The sequence below is a fragment of the Melioribacter sp. genome, from assembly GCF_049325435.1.
GTDB classification, from domain to species: Bacteria; Bacteroidota; Ignavibacteria; order Ignavibacteriales; family Melioribacteraceae; genus Melioribacter; species Melioribacter roseus.
In genome coordinates this window covers 221,973-238,770 of the sequence record NZ_JBMOLD010000013.1, presented here as the reverse complement: position 1 = coordinate 238,770, position 16,798 = coordinate 221,973, and the positions used below count along the sequence as shown (strand labels likewise).

General features: G+C 40.6%; 14 protein-coding genes. 11 read left to right on the top strand and 3 right to left on the bottom strand.

What is annotated here, in order from left to right; all coding sequences use genetic code 11:
• Positions 1 to 12 precede the first annotated feature (12 nt).
• The 6 genes from ACOYVE_RS10025 (at position 13) to ACOYVE_RS10000 (ending at position 6,176) form a co-directional block, all read left to right on the top strand.
• Positions 13 to 1,059: a glycoside hydrolase family 26 protein gene (locus ACOYVE_RS10025; protein ID WP_014857283.1), complete on the top strand. Its 1,047-nt coding sequence runs from the start codon at positions 13 to 15 to the stop codon at positions 1,057 to 1,059.
• A gap of 106 nt (positions 1,060 to 1,165) precedes the next feature.
• Positions 1,166 to 2,107, top strand: a complete 942-nt coding sequence (locus ACOYVE_RS10020) for a S66 peptidase family protein (RefSeq protein WP_422881750.1) — start codon at positions 1,166 to 1,168, stop codon at positions 2,105 to 2,107.
• A 144-nt stretch (positions 2,108 to 2,251) separates the two neighbouring features.
• Positions 2,252 to 3,643, top strand: coding sequence for a [FeFe] hydrogenase H-cluster radical SAM maturase HydG (hydG, locus tag ACOYVE_RS10015; protein ID WP_422881749.1), 1,392 nt, complete (start codon positions 2,252 to 2,254; stop codon positions 3,641 to 3,643).
• A gap of 21 nt (positions 3,644 to 3,664) precedes the next feature.
• Entirely contained in the window at positions 3,665 to 4,708 is a 1,044-nt protein-coding gene (hydE, locus tag ACOYVE_RS10010) for a [FeFe] hydrogenase H-cluster radical SAM maturase HydE (protein ID WP_014857280.1), read from the top strand.
• Positions 4,709 to 4,768: 60 nt separating this feature from the next.
• On the top strand, positions 4,769 to 5,266 hold the full coding sequence (locus tag ACOYVE_RS10005) for a tetratricopeptide repeat protein (RefSeq protein ID WP_014857279.1): 498 nt from the start codon (positions 4,769 to 4,771) through the stop codon (positions 5,264 to 5,266).
• 1 nt (position 5,267) lies between these two features.
• Positions 5,268 to 6,176: a DUF58 domain-containing protein gene (locus tag ACOYVE_RS10000; protein ID WP_014857278.1), complete on the top strand. Its 909-nt coding sequence runs from the start codon at positions 5,268 to 5,270 to the stop codon at positions 6,174 to 6,176.
• Here the strand turns inward: ACOYVE_RS10000 and purE are convergent.
• Genes purE through ACOYVE_RS09985 form a run of 3 tightly spaced genes read right to left on the bottom strand, consistent with a single transcriptional unit; the run spans position 6,173 to position 9,015 of the window.
• Positions 6,173 to 6,688: a 5-(carboxyamino)imidazole ribonucleotide mutase gene (gene purE / locus ACOYVE_RS09995; RefSeq protein ID WP_422881747.1), complete on the bottom strand. Its 516-nt coding sequence runs from the start codon at positions 6,686 to 6,688 to the stop codon at positions 6,173 to 6,175. The genes ACOYVE_RS10000 and purE overlap by 4 nt on opposite strands.
• A 1-nt stretch (position 6,689) precedes the next feature.
• Positions 6,690 to 7,829, bottom strand: a complete 1,140-nt coding sequence (locus ACOYVE_RS09990) for a 5-(carboxyamino)imidazole ribonucleotide synthase (protein WP_014857276.1) — start codon at positions 7,827 to 7,829, stop codon at positions 6,690 to 6,692.
• The gene (locus ACOYVE_RS09985) at positions 7,816 to 9,015 is read right to left on the bottom strand and encodes an MFS transporter (protein WP_422881745.1); all 1,200 of its coding nucleotides are present in this window, start codon (positions 9,013 to 9,015) and stop codon (positions 7,816 to 7,818) included. Before ACOYVE_RS09985 ends, ACOYVE_RS09990 begins: the two co-directional genes overlap by 14 nt.
• Positions 9,016 to 9,207: 192 nt before the next feature.
• On the opposite strand from ACOYVE_RS09985, the gene ACOYVE_RS09980 reads away from it, so the two are divergent.
• From ACOYVE_RS09980 to ACOYVE_RS09960, 5 genes are all read left to right on the top strand, one after another.
• Entirely contained in the window at positions 9,208 to 10,152 is a 945-nt protein-coding gene (locus ACOYVE_RS09980) for a sodium-dependent bicarbonate transport family permease (RefSeq protein ID WP_014857274.1), read from the top strand.
• Between the two features lie 8 nt (positions 10,153 to 10,160).
• Positions 10,161 to 10,460: a DUF3240 family protein gene (locus ACOYVE_RS09975; protein ID WP_014857273.1), complete on the top strand. Its 300-nt coding sequence runs from the start codon at positions 10,161 to 10,163 to the stop codon at positions 10,458 to 10,460.
• A 50-nt stretch (positions 10,461 to 10,510) separates the two neighbouring features.
• Positions 10,511 to 12,325 carry a peptidase U32 family protein gene (locus ACOYVE_RS09970; RefSeq protein WP_422881743.1) on the top strand — a complete coding sequence of 605 codons (1,815 nt, stop codon included), beginning with the start codon at positions 10,511 to 10,513 and terminating at the stop codon, positions 12,323 to 12,325.
• 19 nt (positions 12,326 to 12,344) lie between these two features.
• Positions 12,345 to 13,565 (top strand): glycoside hydrolase family 27 protein, encoded by a 1,221-nt coding sequence (locus tag ACOYVE_RS09965; protein WP_422881741.1) that lies wholly within the window; start codon positions 12,345 to 12,347, stop codon positions 13,563 to 13,565.
• A 236-nt stretch (positions 13,566 to 13,801) separates the two neighbouring features.
• Positions 13,802 to 16,789: a carboxypeptidase-like regulatory domain-containing protein gene (locus ACOYVE_RS09960; RefSeq protein ID WP_422881739.1), complete on the top strand. Its 2,988-nt coding sequence runs from the start codon at positions 13,802 to 13,804 to the stop codon at positions 16,787 to 16,789.
• The last annotated feature ends 9 nt before the right edge of the window (positions 16,790 to 16,798 follow it).

Here is a 16,798-nt window from a genome sequence, read left to right as displayed (position 1 = left end):
AGTGGAGTAGTTATGTTGAAAAAAATATTTTCAGCGCTTCTTATTGCTATAACCATAAACGCGCAACAAGATTCAAGTTTGGTTTTACCAGTAACTCCGGATGCTTCTCCTGAAGCAGTGGAATTGCTGAATTATCTTTATTCGATTTCCGGCAAAAAAATATTAGCGGGACAGCATTCCGTGCCTTTGCTCGGTTCTTTAAGGCTGCCGGCAGTCCATAAAGCCACGGGTAAGTATCCCGCTCTTTTCGGACAGGATTTCGGATTTAGCGAACCCGGAACGTGGGACGGTATAAACTACAGACAACAAATAGTTGACGAAGCGATTAAACGCCATGAACAGGGTTTTATAATTACGTTAATGTGGCACGCCGTACCTCCGAATATGGAAGAACCCGTCGACTTCAGCTCGGCAATCCAAAGCCGGCTTTCGGATGATGAGTGGAATGACCTGATTACCGAAGGAACGGAATTAAACGAAAGATGGAAATCTCAGGTTGACGTAATTGCCTGGTTCTTAAAACAACTTAAATATGCGGGAGTGCCTGTACTGTGGAGACCGTATCATGAAATGAACGGGGGATGGTTCTGGTGGGGAAAGAAAAAAGGCGAAAACGGCTATAAAAAGCTTTATCGGATGCTCTTCGACAGGTTGGTGAATTTTCACGGCCTTAATAATCTGCTCTGGGTATACAACGCCAACGAAGTTAAACCGGGCGTCGACTCTTATGCTGAGTATTATCCCGGCGACGATGTGGTGGACATACTTGCCACCGACGTCTATTCTGAAGGATTTAATCGGGAAAATTACGATGAACTGCTCGAATTAGCCAAGGATAAACCCATAGCGTTAGGGGAAGTTGGCGCTGTTCCTTCAAGTAAAATATTGGAAGAACAACCGCGCTGGGTCTGGTTTATGCTCTGGGGCGATCCGTTTGGCGGAATTCAATCGAATCGCCAATTTTTCGAAATATATAGAGACGAAAAAGTTATTACTTTGGACGAATTACCATGGACGGATATCGACACAATCAAAGTTCATTATCCGGTGTTGAAATAAAACAAATGCGGCTCAGAAATTGAGCCGCATAAATCAAAAAATTATTTTGCATTGGAGCAAACTTTTTTTATATTGTAAAAAACTTCTGACAAAACTATAAATCTTAATGAAGTTGATAAAACCTCCCAAATTAAATGCAGGAGACGTGATAGGGTTAATCTCGCCTGCATCATCGCCCGACGACCTTAATAAAATCAATAAAGGCGTCAGTTATCTCGAGAGCATCGGTTATCGCGTGGAACTCGGTAAAAATGTCGGACTCCAGGAAGGGTATTTAGCCGGAACAGACGAACAACGGCTGGAAGACCTTCATTATATGTTCGAAAGCAAGCATGTAAAAGCTATTTTTTCGATTCGCGGAGGATACGGATCAACGCGATTGCTCGATAAAATTAATTATAATTTGATAAAAAGAAATCCGAAAATTTTCGTCGGATACAGCGATATTAACGCCCTGCAACTGGCTTTTTTGAAAAAGTGCGGGCTCGTTACTTTTGCAGGACCGATGGTTGCAGTCGATTTCCATGAGCAGGTGAGCGAATTTACCGAAGAGATTTTCTGGCGTACTATTACGTCAAATAAGAAAATCGGTCGTCTGAAAAATCCTTCGGATGAAAAATTCTTCGTGCTCCGGAAAGGTCGCGGAGTCGGTAATTTAATCGGAGGAAATCTAAGTATTTTTACATCTCTTATCGGAACCGAATATTTACCGCCATTTAAAACCCCTGTTTTTATTTTCGAAGAAATTAACGAACCGCCGTATAAAATTGACCGGATGTTTAATCAAATACGTCTGGCTAAACTTTTTAAAAACGCTCAGGCTGTAATCTTGGGCAGATTTGTCAACTGTTACGAAACGGATAACAGCAAATCTTCATTTACTCTAAATGAAGTGATCCTCGAATATTTTGAAAAAATGAAAATACCGGTTATTTACAACGTCAAACACGGGCATATTAAAGAAAATATAACAATCCCTTTCGGATTGCAATGTATCGTTAACGGTTCGAGAGGTTTTATTGAAATACCAGAAAGCGGCGTAGTCTGATTTTATCGCAAATATAGAATAGCGACTTTTATATTTCTCTTTTTTAAGAAAAACCTTCCTTATACCTTCATTTATTTGATGATTTCCGTTTTGGTATGCTTATTGTTTAATTAAATTACACCTGCATTAATTTTAAGAGGCAGCATGGAATTCATAAAAGAAGAATATATTCAATCCCTAATTGAAGACAAGGGATTAAACGACCAATCCTATCAGCGTGAAATTATCGAAAAAGCAAAGAATGCAAAGGGATTGAGTCTCAAAGAAAGCGCCGCACTTTTGAATATCGAGGATAGGGAAACGCTCGAAGAATTGTTCCACACTGCAAAGGAGGTTAAAGAAAAAATATACGGCAACAGACTCGTTCTCTTTGCTCCGCTCTACATCACCAATATATGCGTAAATAATTGCCTCTACTGCGCCTTCCGCAGGGACAATAAGGAATTGAAAAGAAAAACGCTCACTCTCGACGAAATACGCGAGGAAACAGAATTTTTAGTTAAACAGGGACATAAAAGAATTTTACTTGTAGCTGGCGAGCATCCGAAAAAACCCGGGCTCGATTTTGTTGGAAAAGCAATCGATACGATGTACAAAGTTCACATTAACGGCGGCAATATAAGAAGAATTAACGTTAATGTGGCGCCTCTGACAGTGGATGAATTCAAAACGTTAAAGAGTTTTGGCATAGGCACTTATCAATGTTTTCAGGAGACTTATCATTACGAAACGTATATGAAAATGCATCCCGACGGACCGAAACGCGATTTTGCGTGGAGATTGTATTCGATGGACAGAGCTTTACAAGCCGGTATTGACGATGTCGGGATAGGCGTTTTATTTGGTCTGACGGACTATAAATTTGAAACGCTTGCCATGTTGAGTCATGCATTTAATCTCGATGAAAAATACGGGATTGGTCCTCATACTATTTCGGTTCCGAGACTTGAGCCGGCGTTGAATGCTCCCGTTTCGGAAAAACCCCCGTTTGCCGTCGACGATCTCTCGTTTAAGAAACTCGTGGCGGTTATACGTCTTGCGGTGCCGTATACCGGCATTATTTTATCGACAAGGGAGCGTCCCGAACTTCGGAGGGAATTATTCAATCTGGGCGTTTCGCAGATAAGCGCAGGCAGCCGGACTTCTCCCGGAGCATATAAAGAATCGCAGGAAAGCCTGGAAGAACATCAAATGGAGCAATTTCAATTGGGCGACCACAGGTCTTTAGACGAAGTCGTTCGGGATTGCTGCCAATTGGGATATCTGCCGAGTTTTTGCACGGCATGCTACAGGTCTTCTCGTACGGGCGACCGATTTATGGAACTTGCAAAAACGGGCAACATTGGCAAGCTCTGCTCGCCGAATGCAATTTCGACTTTCAAAGAATACATACTCGACTACGCATCGGAAGTAACAAAAAAAGTAGCTCTCGAATTTCTGCTCAATGAAATTGAAAAACTGGAAGAGCCGACTAAGAATAAAACACTGAAAATGGTCGAAAGAGTCGATGCGGGCGAGCGCGACGTATTTTTCTGATAACTAAATTATTCCACGATTATGGATATAAACGAATTATTGAAAAAAGAGAATTTGAACCGGGACGAAATTGTATATCTGCTCGGTTTATCCGATGAAAAAGAAATAAATCTTTTATTAGAAAGGGCGGACGAAGTGCGTCGTATTTATTGCGGCGACGAAGTCCATTTAAGAGGAATAATCGACTTTTCCAATTATTGCGAGCAGGATTGCCTCTATTGCGGTCTGCGTAAGAGCAATAAAAAACTGCCGCGTTACCGGATGACCCCCGATGAAGTCGTTGAAGTCGCGCATAAGATTATCAATAAAGGCATTTTTACAATAGTGCTCCAGTCGGGCGAGGACGGTTATTACGATACGGATCAGATTGCCTACATAATTTATTCTATTAAGCAGAAAGCCGACGTGGCGATAACGTTGAGTTTGGGAGAACGCGATTTCGAAGAATACAGAACCTGGAAAATTGCGGGCGCCGACCGTTATCTGATAAAACATGAAACGGCAAATCCAAAATTATACGCCGCTTTTCATGAAAATCAAAAATTAAACGAACGGCTCGAACATATCCGTTTTTTGAAAGAGATCGGTTATCAGGTGGGTTCGGGTAATATGATTGGTTTGCCGAATCAGACTCTAGAAGATATTGCCGACGATATTTTGCTGTGTAAAGAATATGACCTCGATATGGCGGCGTTCGGTCCTTTCATCCCGGCGCCCGATACGCCGTGGGAAAACAAAAAAGCAGGGGATGTTGTTCTGACGCTTAAAACTATGGCTGTCGCCAGAATTGTTCTTAAAGACGCTCATATCCCCGCTACTACGGCATTGGCAACTCTGGATGAAGACGGCAGAATCAAAGGTTTAAAAGCCGGAGCAAATGTAGTAATGCCCGACTTTACGCCCTCGCCATACAGGGAAAAATACCAGATTTACGCCGACAGAAGGTGCGTCAACGACAATCCCGATTACTGCCGCTCCTGCCTTCAATTACAAATTGAATCGATCGGCAGAAAAGTTTCCTCGTCGAGAGGCGATTCCTTTAAACTTCTAAGCCATAAAAATTGATTTCACTCCGTTTATTCGATTATTATTGTATATTAGTCAACAAAAAAATCGGGAAATTTTATGCGTAAAATATTCTTGTTTTTCTTTTCTGTTCTATTTGTTTCTTGCAGTTCACAAAGCGATACCGAAATTTTTAGCAATGCCGTGGAGTTGGTCAAAAAGAACGATTTTCAGGGCGCTATTAATGAATATAATAAATTAGCAGAAGAACATTCCGACAGCCGGCTAGCTCCGAAAGCTCTTTACGAAATTGCAAAAATTTATCATATGAATTTGATTAAGGACATCGATAAAAAAGAATCGCTCGGCAATGCGGTTCGCTATTATAAAAGACTTTCCGCCGAATACCCCGAGGCGAGCGAATCTCAAAAAGCGCTTTTCGTCGCCGGCTACATCGAGGCAAATGAATTGAGCGATACAAGCGCCGCCAGAAAAACTTACGAAGAATTTCTTAAACGTTATCCCGACAGCGAGATGGTTACCTCTGTCAAACTCGAATTGGAATATCTCGGTATGGCGCCCGATAAATTACTCGAGCAAAGACTCAACAATCAGTGACATGTATATTAAATCACAGGATATAGTCACTTATCTGCAGCCGGAAATCGTAACTAAAATTAAAAACCTCGAGCTGAGGGCAAAAGCGGTTGTCGAGGGCTTTATGGTAGGACTCCATCGCAGCCCTTATCACGGTTTCAGCGTTGAATTCAGTCAGCATCGTCCTTACATGCAGGGCGATTCGTTGAGGGATATCGATTGGAAAGTTTATGCCAAGAGCGACAGATTTTATATCAAACAATACGAAGAAGAGACAAATTTAATTTGTAATATTTTTCTGGATGTAAGCAACTCGATGAATTTCAAACATAAGGCGTCCGTAACAAAATTGGATTATGCCGTAACGCTGGCTTCGGCTCTAAGTTATATAATGATTAATCAAAAAGACGCGGTAGCTCTCACGATTTATTCGAACGAAATACATAATTACCTTCCGCCCAAATCCAACAGAATTCATCTGAAAAATATTCTAATTTCTCTGACAGGAATAAAACCGGGCGGCACTACAAATACGACCGAGTGTTTGAATCAGATAACGGAAAGAATTAACAAAAGGGGATTGACAATAATCATTTCGGACTTTTTCGACGACGCGGATAAAATAGTCAAATCGATAAAAAAGATAAAACACAGAAAGAACGAAGTAATCCTTTTTCAACTGCTCGATCCGTCGGAAATCGATTTCGATTTCGAGAAGGACGCTCTCTTTGTAGACCTCGAAACTTCGGAAGAACTTTCGTCGCAGCCGTATCATATTCGTAAAGCATACTCGGAATCGATGGCTGATTTTATTGAAAAATTAAAGAACGAATCTCTCAATTACGGCATCGAATACAATCTGATTAAAACGGACGAAAATTTCAGTACGGCTCTTTTTTCGTACTTCAAGAAAAGAGTAATGAGCTTTTAAGAATTGCCCAGGTACTTTTTATATCCTTCTCTATATAATTTATCCGATTTGTCCAACACTTCTTTTTCCGTATTCTTTATCGATTCGATAACTTTTGTTCTAATCTCCGGGTATTTAAGAGCTAAAATACGGCATGCGAGCAGACCGGCGTTTTTGGCGTTATTTATGGCTACGGTTGCCACCGGAACGCCTCCCGGCATTTGAACAATCGACAAAAGAGAGTCGATGCCGTTGAGCGTCGAAGTTTTAATGGGGACTCCGATTACCGGCAGTTCCGTTAAAGAAGCAACCATGCCCGGCAGGTGAGCGGCGCCGCCCGCCCCCGCAATGATTGCTTCGATTCCGCGTTCCGCGGCATTGTGCGCGAATTCGAACATGAAATCCGGAGTTCTGTGAGCCGACACAATTTTAATTTCATACTCAATCCCGAAATTTTCCAAAACTTCGGCTGCGTTTTTCATCACGGGTAAATCCGAATCGCTTCCCATAATTATACTGACTATCGGTTTCATTTTATTTCTCGCTTATTACTTTTATGATATTTTTTGCTTGGGATACTTTTTTGAACGCCGAGTCGACTGAATTATCGACTACGGTAATATGTCCCATCTTTCTGAACGGCTTAGTCGAAGATTTGCAATAATAATGGAAATAGAGCCCTTCGATTTGAAGAGCTTCTTTAAGACCGGTGATTAAAGGTTTGCCCGTATGGGATTCGTCGCCGAGAATATTAGCCATTACAGCGGGAATTACCAGGTCTGCCGAGCCAAGCGGTAAACCGCAAACGGCTCTAATATGCTGTTCGAACTGGGAAGTTTTGCACGCCTCGATAGTATAATGTCCCGAATTATGCGGACGCGGGGCTATCTCATTAACATAAACTTTTTCGTCTCCGGTTAGAAACAACTCAATGCCGAAAATGCCGACTCCGTCGAGATTCTCTACTATAGCTTCCGCAATCGAGTTGACTTCTTTAACTACTTTTTCGGATACTCTTGCCGGAGCCGATGTAATGTCGCAAATGTTAACCCTGTCGTCAAATATCATTTCCACGACCGGATAGAGTTTTATATTCCCTTCTTTGTCTCTTGCGGCCATTATTGCAAGCTCTTTCTCGAAGTCGATATATTCCTCAATTAAGGAATCGGTCTTGAGCATGTTTGCTTTATCGGCGGGGGATTTCAGCACAAAAACGCCTCTCCCGTCGTATCCGCCTTTCCTTGACTTTTGTACTACAGGATAAATATCCGATTCGAAATTTTCTATTTCATTTTTGTCGAGCTTCCGGTAAGCGGGCGCAGGCACTTTCGCTCTTTCGAATATTTTTTTCTGAAGGAGTTTATCCTGTATCTGTTCCAAAATGTAAGGGGAAGGGAATATTTTCGGTTCTTTGTCGTAGAGTTTTTTTAATGCCTCTGCATTAATATGCTCTATATCATAAGTAATGAAGTCGTTATTGTGAAATATTTTTGCAAGATGTTCTTCGTTATAAAAATCCGAGACTATCAGACTGTTGGCTACGTAAGAAGCGGGGCATTTCGGGTCGGGATCCAGCGCTTCTATATATATCCCCATTTTCTGGGCTTCGAAAGCCATCATTCTCGATAACTGTCCGCCTCCGATTATACCTAATTTTATTCTAGTGGGATTCAACAGCTTTTATCTCCTTACTAATAGTATAATAATACAAAAGTAAACCTGTCAAACAAATTAAAGACGATATTAAAAGCGCTAATGAATACGAATTCAGATAGTCGTAAATTTTGCCGCCTATTGTAGGCCCGGCAATGCCTGCAACACCGTAAAATAAAAATATATACGGATAAATTGTGCCGACTTTGTCGACTCCGAAAATTTCCGCAGTTTCCCTGGCATAGAGTACAAAATTCGACCCGAAACCGAGGCCTATTAAAAATACTACTATAAGATACGCAATGGGAGAGTTATTAAATGCAATAACAGACGAGATTAACAGAGCTTGAAACAAAAGACTTAGCTTTATGGAGAGGTCTCCTCCAATTTTATCGGATAAAAATCCCCAAAAAATTCTACCGCTCATGTTTCCTATCGAAAGCACGCTAATTGAAAGAGTGCTTATGTAGGCATCTATTCCATAACTAATTCCAATTTTTTTTAGATTGCCAATAATGAGTAAGCCAGAAAAAGTGCCGCTAAATATTCCCAAAGAAAGCGCAGCTATTCTTCTGTCTTTAATAATTTTAAAAATGTCTTTTAACGATGAAGAATTCGATTCTTTACTTTTAATATTTTCCGCTGAGAGACTCAATATGATAATCGCACTCCCGTAAGCCAGGGAGATAAAAATAAAAATCTCGTTGAGGTTAAAGTTAATTTTATACAAGAAGTCAACTATAAAAGAAGTTAAAATGGCTCCGGCTCCGAATCCTCCGACAGCGATCCCTGAAATCAATCCTTTTTTTTCGGGGTATATTCGCATAGCCAGAATTAATGAACTCATATAGCAGGAACCGATTCCCATACCGGAGATTATTCCTATGCCAAATAGAACTAACAAAAAATTTCCTACTGAGAAAGCCGCAATAAGATAGCCTGCAAGAAATAGGAAACCTCCCGTAATTAATATCAGTCTCGGCGAAAATTTGGTTTCAAGTCTGCCTGCTAAAATCATAGTTATTGTAAAAGACGCGATAGTAAGACCGAATATCAATTGACTTTGTGTTGTGGTAAATCCGTATTGTCTTTCTAAGCCGCTTATAAAAATACTCCATGCATAAATACCTCCAACCAGTCCCATTATAATTACTATCGACGTAATTGTAATTATTTTTTTAAAGGTTAAGGGAGAAATGTTTTTCATAATAGATTCCCTTATATTATTGTAAAAATTAATACAAAAATCGATTTGTAAAAATAATAATTTACCTGTAATTTTCTTTATTAATAATTGTAAACTTGCTCCGACATAAAATATTTTAGGCAAGTTGTTTCCCGACTCTCAGTTACTAAGGTTAGTATTTTTCTTAAAAACACAAGCAATAAAAGGAGAATTATGGAAAATTTAGTTAATCCCGTTATTCTTTTTTTTGGTTTCGGCATATTAGCAGGGATATTAAAATCCGACATAAGACTCCCCGAATCTATCTATGAGGGTTTAAGTATATATCTATTGCTGGCAATCGGTTTAAAAGGAGGCGTAGAATTATCCAATTCCCACCTTGTAGATGTAATCATACCTTCTATAGGTACGATATTATTGGGGGTGATTATTCCGATAATTGCCTACTTTATACTTCATAAAATAGGTAAGTTGGATAAAATAAATTCAGCGGCAATTGCCGCCCATTATGGGTCGGTAAGCGCTGTAACTTTTGCTGTTGTTATTACATATGCACACTCGCTCAACATTTCTTATGAAAGTTATGTTAATGTCCTTTTGGTTTTAATGGAAGTGCCGGCAATTATAATGGGCGTCTATATTGCAAAAAAATCAAAGTTAAATGACAATTCCAATATCAAAAAATTATTGCACGAATTATTTTTTAGTAAGTCAGTATACCTATTGGTGGCGGGGTTGTTGATCGGTTATTTTTCGGGAGAAAAGCAATTTGGCAAAATTTCGGCTGTGTTTGTTGAGCCGTTTTACGGAGCTTTAGCCTTTTTCCTCTTCGAAATGGGTCTTATTGCGGCGAGTAAGCTTTATTCTATTAAAAGCGTCGGTTTCTTTTTATTCGGATTCGCTATTATTATGCCTGTACTATCATCAATATTGGGTATATTTGTAGCCGTATTGTGCGGGCTCAGCGCAGGAGGCACTTTGATAGTCGCTACTTTAGCTGCCAGTTCATCATATATTGCGGCTCCTGCAGCGATGCGACTCACTCTGCCTGAAGCTAATCCCACTTACTATATTACGGCTTCTCTGGCTATAACTTTTCCGTTCAATATAGTCTTTGGTATTCCGCTTTATCATCAAATGATTAAATTTATTATGTAGGTGTTAAAATGAAAGAACAGAAATTAGTAACTATTATATGCGAAGCCAATCTTTCTAAATATTTAATTAGTAATTTGAAAGAATTGAAAATAAGCGGCTATACAATAGTCGAAGCAAGCGGCGAAGGGAAAAAAGGAGCGCGGGGTAACGATTGGGAACAATCAAGAAATATACGCATCGAAATTGCCTGCGATGATGAAAAAGCAAAAAAAATTATAGAAATGGTAAAAAAGAAATATTTAGAATCGTATGCAATTTTCTTATATGTACATAATATCAGCGTTCTTGATGATAACAGTATTAACTGAGAATGATCAATAATTCCATGCGAATAGATTAAACTTATGGTTGTATGTAGATGATTAAGAAGATCGAATTGTTGTCGCCAGCGGGCAATGCGGAAATCGGTATTGCGGCTGTCGATTGCGGCGCCGACGCCGTTTATATCGGAGCGCCTAAATTCGGAGCGCGCAAAGCAGCCGGCACTTCGATCGAAGATATCAAGCGCTTGACGGAATACGCTCATCCGTTCGGAGTTAACGTATATGCCGCTGTTAACACGCTTTTTTATGACGAAGAAATCGAAGAGGTTCGCAGATTAATTTTCGATTTGTACGATGCCGGAATCGACGGAATCATTTTCCAGGATTTCGGTTTGCTGGAAATGGATCTCCCTCCGGTAAAATTAATTGCGTCGACACAAACGGATAATTACCACCCCGAAAGAATTCGATTTATCGACAGTATCGGAGTCGATCGAATTATTCTGGCGCGTGAACTCTCGTTGCGGCAAATTAAAGAGATAAGCCAAACAACTCAGGCGGAGCTCGAATTCTTTGTCCACGGAGCCCTCTGCGTAAGTTTCAGCGGAAGATGCTATATAAGCAAGGCTCTTTTCGACCGGAGCGGCAACAGGGGCGAGTGCGCTCAATTCTGTCGCATGGCATTCGACCTTCTGGATGAAAATGAAAATCCGATTATAAAAAACAGATACCCGCTGTCTCTGAAAGACCTGAATTTGTCGGATTATTTGAAGGATTTAATCGACGCGGGAATTTCATCTTTTAAGATAGAGGGCAGACTAAAAGACGTCAATTATGTGAAAAACGTTACGGCTTTTTATCGGAATCTGCTCGATGAAATAATTGATAATTCAGACGAAATTGAAAGGGCGTCCGTAGGAAAATCTTACGCCGATTTCGTGCCGGCTCCCGAAAAATCTTTCAATCGCGGTTTTACAAGTTTTTTTATAAACGGAAAAGCCGATAGACTGGCTTCGTTAAGTACGCCTAAATCGACAGGGGAATTAATCGGCAAAGTTATTAAATCAGGAGAGGGATTTATTAAGCTTAATAACAAAAAAGACATTACCACAGGGGACGGACTCTGTTATTTTGACAACGAGGGAAATTTGAACGGTTTTTATGTAAACAAAATTGCAAACGATTCTATTTTTTACGACGGCAATTTTGTCGTCCCTAAGAATACCGACATATACAGAAACTTCGACAGATTATTCGAAAAGAAACTCGAACTCAAAACCGAACGCAAAATAGATATCTCTTTTTTAATTTCTCTCGACGAGCGCTCAATTTCCATTAAAGCCGAATGCGAAGACGGCGTTAGCGTGTCTAAAAAATTCGAAGTTGAATTCACGCCTCCAGCAAAAGAAAACGCATTCATCGAATTGCTGAAAAAACAATTTTCAAAAACCGGGAATACAATATATAACGTAAAAAATGTAGGTGTCGATAAGGGAAAAATTTCATTCCTTGCAATCTCGCAAATCAACGGATTCCGGAGAGAGACGCTGAAGGAACTGACAAAATTGAGAGTCGAATATCACGAGAAAAAACGCACCTCTTTTTTTAAGCCGCGATATACGAATTATTATAAGAAGGAGATAGATTACAGAGAGAATGTAGTTAATCGGCTGGCGGAAAATTTCTACATAAAATGCGGAGCGGAAAAAATCGAACGGGGGCTCGATTATACCGAGGAATTTCAAAATAAACCTTTGATGACGTCCCGTTACTGCATTCTCGAAGAAATTGGAATTTGCAGAAAAACAACCGGCGGCAATTCAAAGGCTTATTACCTTAAAAACAGGAACGGCAAATTCGAACTGAAATTCGACTGTAAAAATTGTTTGATGGAAGTATACATAAGATAAACAACTGGAGGAGCAATTCATGAATAATTTCAAAAAAATATTTTCGATAGCGCTAATTACAATAGTATTCTTTATCAGCGGGAAACTAACGGCTCAAAAATACGAGGGACTGGCGTTAACGCCTCCGATGGGCTGGAACAGCTGGAACAAGTTTGCGTGCGATATTGACGAAACACTTATTAAAGAAATAGCGGACGCTATAGTTGAATCGGGAATGAAAGACGCCGGTTATATTTATGTTAATCTGGACGACTGCTGGCACGGCGAAAGGGACAGTCTCGGATTTATCCATCCGGATCCGGAAAGATTCCCTTCGGGTATGAAAGCCCTTGCGGATTATATTCATTCTAAAGGATTAAAGATCGGCATCTATTCATGCGCAGGTTATAAAACATGCGGGGGCAGACCCGGAAGCAGGGGATATGAATATCAGGACGCGCTCACTTATGCTAAATGGGGTATCGATTATTTGAAATATGATTGGTGTAATACCGAAGGTCTCTGCGCCGAAGGAGCTTATATGACTATCAGGGATGCGATACGCTCCGCTGGAAGACCTATGGTGCTCAGCATATGCGAATGGGGCGACAATCAACCGTGGGAATGGGGAAAAGACGTAGGTCACCTATGGCGAACTACGGGCGATATTACAAATTGTTTTGATTGCTTTGTTGACCACGGAACATGGAAGTCGTGGGGCGTTACTTATATCCTCGATATGCAGGAAGGATTGAGACAGTATGCGGGACCCGGGCACTGGAACGACCCCGACATGCTGGAAGTTGGCAACGGTATGAGCGTTAATGAAGACCGGGCTCACTTTTCGATGTGGTGTATGCTGGCGGCGCCTTTAATTGCAGGCAACGATATTCGAAACATGTCGAAAGAAACTTTAGAAATATTGACAAACAAAGAAGCGATTGCCGTAGACCAGGATCCTCTCGGAATTCAAGGCTTCAAATATTCTTCGGAGGACAGCGTAGAAATCTGGTTTAAACCTCTAGTTAACGACGAATGGGCTTTCTGCATTTTGAATCGGAATGAAACGGACAAAGAAATTGTTTTTGACTGGCAAAAAGAGAAAGTGATTGACGAATTGTTCGACAAAAAACTCGATACGCAAAATAAAACATATCGCCTTAGAGATTTATGGAAACACGAATTTGTCGGAACTACAGACGAGCCGTTAAAAGCTATTGTTCCGTCTCATGATGTTTTAATGCTTAGATTGGTAAAATAATTAGGATGAGAATGGCTGTCCCGATCGAAATAATTAATACAATAAAACGGTCGGGACAGTCTTCTTAAAAAGTGTAATATAAACACGAAATCCCTTCTCGTAAAATAGAATTCTGATTATTTAATTTTTGAGGAATGTCGATTTTTTCTTGACATTAAAATTTTTTTTGGGGAATTTAAGTAAGCAATTAAGTAAACATTAACTTAAACAGTCAAAAATCTTTAAATGAGGTACCCATGAAATTATTTAACCGCTTAATAATAATATTGTTTTTTGCAGTTAATTTATACGGACAGGGTAATTTAAAGGGGGTAGTAACGGATTCGGTAACGGCTGAACCGTTAATTGGCGCAAATGTTTTTTTGATGGGCACTTCACTCGGAAGCGCCACTAATATCGATGGTGAATATCATATTTCCAGAATCCCCGCAGGCACTTACGATGTCAAAATATCGTACGTGGGTTACAAACCGAAAATTATTCAAGTTACCATTCAAAACAATCGAACTCTCGTTCTGGATATACCGCTCGTTGCCGACGTGATTGAAGGTACCGAAGTTACTATTACTGCTCAGGCTGTCGGACAGGTGGCTGCTATAAACCAACAGCTATCCTCCAATACTATTATAAATGTTGTTTCGGAAGAAAAAATACAGGAGCTGCCCGACGCAAACGCGGCGGAATCGATCGGAAGATTGCCGGGCGTCTCTTTGATTCGTTCAGGTGGCGAAGCTAATAAAGTTATACTCCGCGGTTTGTCAGGCAAATATTTGAGCGTTACCGTCGACGGAGTAAGACTGCCGGCTACCGACGCTCTTGAGCGCGGTCTCGATTTGAGCACCATTTCTCAAAGTTCGCTGGCGGGAATTGAACTTTATAAAGCTTTGACTCCCGATAAAGACGCAGACGCTATAGCCGGTAGTATTAATCTTGTAACGAAAAAAGCTCCCGAAGTAAGAGACCTCCGCTTTGTATCTAAAGGCGGATATAACGGAATTATGGATTCATTCGGGCAGTATGATTTCAGTCTCAAGTACGGCGAACGCTTTTTTGATAATTTCTTGGGCGTGCAGGTAAACGGCAATATCGAAAGAAAAATCCGTAGTAACGAAAGTATCGACATCAGTTATTCGACTACGGGCGAAAATCAATCGGATTATTTTATCAGCGACCTCGATCTGGAATTTACCGATGAGATCAGGTACAGAAAGGGCGCAGGACTAATTCTCGATATTAATACTCCGGACGAAGGAAATATTAAACTCAACACTAATTTCAGCACTACTACGCGAGATTATCTCGTCCACTCGCGTAATTATCCTGTTACGGAAGCTTCGGTATCTTATATTTTCAGAGACAGGGAACAAACAATCGACATCTTCAGCAGCGCATTGACCGGCGAAAACAATTTGTTCGGCTTTAATACGAGTTGGGGACTTTCGTTTGCGCGTTCAAAAGCATATTATCCTTACGATTATGAAATCCGTTTCGTAGAACCTTCCAGCGGAGGCTTGTCCGGTATGATGAGCGCTCCGATTATAAAATCCAATCCCGAAGCGCTTACAAATTATGCTTACAATAATTTCCGTGCGGCTACTCTTAGCGAGGCGTATTATTATACTCAGGATAACGCCGAAAAAGAAATTACCGCATTCCTGGATGTGACCAGAGATTACACGGTAACGAAAACTGTCACGGGAACATTTAAAGCGGGCGCTAAATATCGCTCCAAGAACAGAACAAATATGAATTCGAGAATCTATTCGCCTTATTATCTTGGCTACTGGCGTGCATACGAGAAGTTGGAAGACGGCTCGATTGTTCCGAAAGATTTTACAGGCACTTATTTCGAAGATTTTTATCAAAGCTATCTAAAAAATCCCAATATCGGAACAATTTCATTTAATGATTTTTTGGACCCGTCTCCAAATTCCAAAATTATTTTGGACGACTTTAATATGAATCCCTTAATTAACAGGGATAAGTTGAGACAATGGTACGCGCTCAATAAGAACGGTATCAATCAGGCCGGTACAAATCCCGAATATCATAACGATCCTTCGTCCGAAGCAAATACTTATGATATTACGGAATCTGTAACTTCCGGTTATGCCATGAATACTCTTAAAATCGGAAGAGCAATTACGATGATTTTAGGAGCGAGAATCGAGCACGAAAGTCATGATTATTCCAACAAATATTCGCCGCGCCAAATAGGCGGTTTCCCGATTCCGGTAGGTTCTACGAGAGATACAAGTTCTACATACGAAGAGACAATAGTTCTTCCACATTTGCATTTGAATATTGCCGTTACCGACTTTATGAACGTAAGGCTTGCCGCATACCGCGCTCTAGCCCGTCCCGATTTTAACATGAGGTTATTATCCTACTTTGCATGGCGCGAAGCCGAAACTGGCGGAGATAGAATATTGATTCTCGGCAATCCCTTGCTCAAAACCGCCAAAGCGTGGAATTTCGAAATCAATACTTCTTTCTATGGCAACAGAATCGGACTTTTCTCCGTGTCGGCTTTTTATAAACAGATCGAAGATATGTATCACATGTTGAACGGTATATCGACGGTGGGGGACACTTTAATACACGCGCTCGGACTTAACTGGAGCTCGCCCCACAGAGGAAATTATGATTTGTACGTTCCGTATAATTCTCCGGATGATTCCAAAGTTTGGGGATTCGAAGTCGATCACCAGATTAATTTTACATGGCTGCCTGGATGGCTTAAGAACTTTGTTCTTAGCTACAACTTCTCGATGGTTAAGTCCGAAACATCTTTGATCGGCTCCGAACGGGATACTACTTACGTAACCGATCCGATTCTGGGAATTCCGTTGCCGAAATACGAAGTAGTAGTCAGATCTTATAAACAACGGTTGGAAAATCAACCCGAATTTTTCGGTAATGTTTCTATCGGTTATGATATAGGCGGATTTTCGGGACGTTTGTCCCTCTTCCATCAGTCCGAATATTACAGAGCATATTCTCCCAGCGGGCGCTCGGACAGAATCGTAGGCGCTTTCACTCGTCTCGACCTTGTGTTGAAACAAAAGATTACCGATAACATAACCGTATTGTGTAATATCAATAACCTGACAAATATTAAAGAGGAAAACTTACTCGAAAACAGAGAAGACGGCTACAAAATACCGCGTTCCGCTGAACGCTACGGTATTACTGTGGAAGCCGGAATCTGGCTCGAATTATAAAAAATTAAC

Excerpts from the sequence above, each read along its gene's own strand:
- ACOYVE_RS10025 (WP_014857283.1), top strand. The coding sequence starts at position 13 with ATGTTGAAAAAAATATTTTCAGCGCTTCTTATTGCTATAACCATAAAC.
- ACOYVE_RS10020 (WP_422881750.1), top strand. The coding sequence starts at position 1,166 with ATGAAGTTGATAAAACCTCCCAAATTAAATGCAGGAGACGTGATAGGG.
- hydG (WP_422881749.1), top strand. The coding sequence starts at position 2,252 with ATGGAATTCATAAAAGAAGAATATATTCAATCCCTAATTGAAGACAAG.
- hydE (WP_014857280.1), top strand. The coding sequence starts at position 3,665 with ATGGATATAAACGAATTATTGAAAAAAGAGAATTTGAACCGGGACGAA.
- ACOYVE_RS10005 (WP_014857279.1), top strand. The coding sequence starts at position 4,769 with ATGCGTAAAATATTCTTGTTTTTCTTTTCTGTTCTATTTGTTTCTTGC.
- ACOYVE_RS10000 (WP_014857278.1), top strand. The coding sequence starts at position 5,268 with ATGTATATTAAATCACAGGATATAGTCACTTATCTGCAGCCGGAAATC.
- purE (WP_422881747.1), bottom strand. The coding sequence starts at position 6,688 with ATGAAACCGATAGTCAGTATAATTATGGGAAGCGATTCGGATTTACCC.
- ACOYVE_RS09985 (WP_422881745.1), bottom strand. The coding sequence starts at position 9,015 with ATGAAAAACATTTCTCCCTTAACCTTTAAAAAAATAATTACAATTACG.
- ACOYVE_RS09980 (WP_014857274.1), top strand. The coding sequence starts at position 9,208 with ATGGAAAATTTAGTTAATCCCGTTATTCTTTTTTTTGGTTTCGGCATA.
- ACOYVE_RS09975 (WP_014857273.1), top strand. The coding sequence starts at position 10,161 with ATGAAAGAACAGAAATTAGTAACTATTATATGCGAAGCCAATCTTTCT.
- ACOYVE_RS09970 (WP_422881743.1), top strand. The coding sequence starts at position 10,511 with ATGATTAAGAAGATCGAATTGTTGTCGCCAGCGGGCAATGCGGAAATC.
- ACOYVE_RS09965 (WP_422881741.1), top strand. The coding sequence starts at position 12,345 with ATGAATAATTTCAAAAAAATATTTTCGATAGCGCTAATTACAATAGTA.
- ACOYVE_RS09960 (WP_422881739.1), top strand. The coding sequence starts at position 13,802 with ATGAAATTATTTAACCGCTTAATAATAATATTGTTTTTTGCAGTTAAT.